Here is a 3,002-nt window from a genome sequence, read left to right on the forward strand (position 1 = left end):
CTTGAATCAATCTCAATCTGATTCCAGGTTTACAGAGTTTTGCCATCGCGGCATCGCCTCTTCGTTAGAAATTCAGCTCCGTATCCTGACCCGTTAGGGACTACCCCGATTCCGGTAATTCAGACGTTGCCCACCGAAAATTCTGGCTCGCTAACCTGGAGGGAGTTCGGGGTCAGATAGCGGTGTGCCCGGTTCCACATAAGCCTCTGGCTCTGCGGAAGTTGTTGGCTCTGGTGCCGGCGCAGTCGAGGGCGCGTCCGGGATGTCCGTAGTGGATGGGGTCGCAGGGCTGGGCTCGTCAGGAAAACCGCCCCCCACCGGACTCACGGGTTGACTCATTTCTTCGTGGATGCGACCCGCGACCCGCCGCACTAACTCGCTGGCGCGGCCATCGTTAAACGGGCGATCGACCAACACACTTAATAGATAACGATGACCGTTCACCGTATCGACCAGGGCTACGTCTCCTAGCAGGGTGCCAATGTCGCCAGTTTTGTTGAATGTCAGGGCGGTATCGTCGGCTAAGCCATCGGGAATCAGGTCGCGATTGACCGTGCGCTGCATGATGCCCAATAGACGATCGCGCGATCGCCGACTCAGCAAATCTCCTTGTTCGACGAGCGCCATCACCCGCACCAAATCAGCCGAACTGGTAGTGTTGGTACCGTCTAAATCGGGCAATAAATTGCGGAGCAGGGTGGCTGACAGCCCCCAATCACTAAATTGCTGATTGAGCACCTGGGTACCGCCAAGCAGCTCAATAATCATGTTGGTGGCGGTGTTGTCACTATTGACAATCATCGCTGTGGCCGCTTCTAACGCTGTGAACTGGCTGCCGATCTCTTGGGTTTGAAAATCACCCGATTCCCCTGCCATCAGGTCTTCGCGCAGGGTGACAGCCTCATCCAATCGCACCGTTCCCGCATCAACTGCCTGCAAGAACGCGACCAAAATCGGCATTTTGATGGTGCTGGCGGCGGCGATGGGTTCGGTGCCATTCAGTTCAATATAGTTGCCGCTATCTAAGTCATAGAAAAAGACCGATTGGGTCAGTCCCGGTGTCATCGTTTCCAGCGCCACCAGGTCGGTTTCCAGAGAGACGAGTTCGTCGGCCAATGGCAGCGGTTGGGTGAGGGCATCACGATTGGCAGACCGGGCGGCGGTTTCTGTGGCGACGGGGCGATCGCCCGAAGTGCTCGCCGTCTGGTCACTCGAATTCAGTGAAGACAGGACCGTGCCCACGATCGCGGCAATGCCAGTGCCTAAAATCAACAGGCGAATTCCATACAAAACAGGCGGCGGCGGCTTGCGACCCGAACGGCGCGGTTGGTGGCGGCGGGTTTTGGCGTTGGTGGCGGGTGGCTGCGGGCGAGATCGCGCGGCCGGTCGCTGGATGGGGGTAACCTTGTTCCGCGATTCTGAGCCGTTGCCAGTGCGTGATTGGGGGCGCGGGGCAGTGCCCGCAGACCGAGCTGGGCGGGAGTCGGCGGGCGATGGCGCATAAACATGAGCCATCTGCTCAGCCGGGCCGGACCGGGCAGACGGAGCCGGTCTTGACTGAGGTGGCATCGGGGTTTTGATGCGTTGGGGTGAGTTTGGGGGACTCGCCTCTGAGCCCGACCGCTGCCGAGGCGATCGCGCTGCGGGCGGCGTTGTTGCGGTTCGGCTCGACTGAATCCACTGTCGCCAACGGTTACGAGCATGCCGCTGCCGCCGCCGGGCACTGCGTGAAGGAGGCGTTGTGCCACCGCTAGGTGCCGTCAGCGGAGGCGGGGTCAGAGGCAACACCTGGCCCTGGGGTGCGCCGGGGTTGCCAGTGGGCTCATAACGTCGAAAGGGTGACTGGCCGTGGTTGGACTGATAGTTGTTGTCTGCCATGATGCTGCGTTGGTATTACCCTAGCCCTGCGGTGGGTCTGGCGAACGGAGGTCGGACGAATCAGTGGGCGATGGGTTGACTTGGGTCAAGGCCCATTCGGTCTGCCGCAAAATTCCCCTAAGCATAGCCAACTCTTGAGAAGTCGGTGCCGCTCGCACAAAGAATCGCCGCAACTTTTCCATTCGGCTTGTCGCCGTGTGGGGATAAAGATAGCCGATCTTGAGCAAAACGGCTTCTAAATGTTGATGAAAACCGGCTAATTGGTCAAGGGCCGCTGCCGCTGCCTCGCTAGGGGGCGGGGTCGGCGTCGCGATCGCCCCCCGGGGTGTGGTCGCTCGGGCCAGTTCATAGCAACATACGGCGATCGCCTGGGCCAAGTTCAGCGAGGTATAACTCGCATCACTGGGAATGCGCACAAAGCGCTGCGCATAGTTCAACTCTTCATTACTCAGTCCCCGGTCCTCGGGGCCAAAGATCAGGGCCGCTGGGGCGGGAGCGCTCACGGGCTCTGGGGCGACTAGCCAGGGCAGAGCGACTTCTGGCAACTCCATCGTTGTATTTAAGGCGCGATCGCGGGCGGTGGTGGCGATCGCCTTAGTGCAGTCGGTCAGAGCGACGGCCAAGGTCGGCACCACTCGTGCTTGCGTCAAGATCTCTCCGGCATGGACCGCCATGCGCCGCGCCTCTTCCCCCAGCGGGTCACAGTGCGGCTTGACCAACACCAGCTGTGACAATCCCATATTTGCCATTACCCGAGCAGCGGCTCCCACATTCAAGGCCCCGGCTGGCTCTAGCAAAATGATGCGGATGTGCTGCAACCGGGGATGAACCATAACGCCTGCTCAATGGTCTGAAGGCAAAAGGTGATTATAGACGTTGCCCCTGCGGATCACCAGGTCAGGCAGCGGTAGGGAGGGCCGCCATTTTTCGGGGGATGCGTGACTCATGATCGATACACAGCTGTGCGATCACCCAGTCCACCATTTTTAAGGAGCAGGAGTGGGTGGGGGCGGGCGCAGAGCCAACGCCACAGACTTTCTCTGATGTTTAGGGATCTGCAACTAAATAAAGTACCCGTTCAATCCGGTTTCGACTTCGCTCAACCTACCAGTATCGAAAGTTGA

2 protein-coding genes are annotated in these 3,002 nt (G+C 59.5%); both read right to left on the reverse strand.

All coding sequences use genetic code 11. From position 1 onward, the window contains the following. Positions 1–150 precede the first annotated feature (150 nt). A complete protein-coding gene (locus JUK32_RS01260; RefSeq protein WP_204137045.1) occupies positions 151–1,878 on the reverse strand; it encodes a serine hydrolase in 1,728 nt (575 codons plus the stop codon). 20 nt (positions 1,879–1,898) lie between these two features. After that, complete coding sequence (locus tag JUK32_RS01265; RefSeq protein ID WP_204137046.1) at positions 1,899–2,711, reverse strand: RNA methyltransferase; 813 nt, start codon at positions 2,709–2,711, stop codon at positions 1,899–1,901. Positions 2,712–3,002 lie beyond the last annotated feature (291 nt).

Source organism: Halomicronema sp. CCY15110 (assembly GCF_016888165.1).
GTDB lineage: Bacteria > Cyanobacteriota > Cyanobacteriia > Phormidesmidales > Phormidesmidaceae > Halomicronema.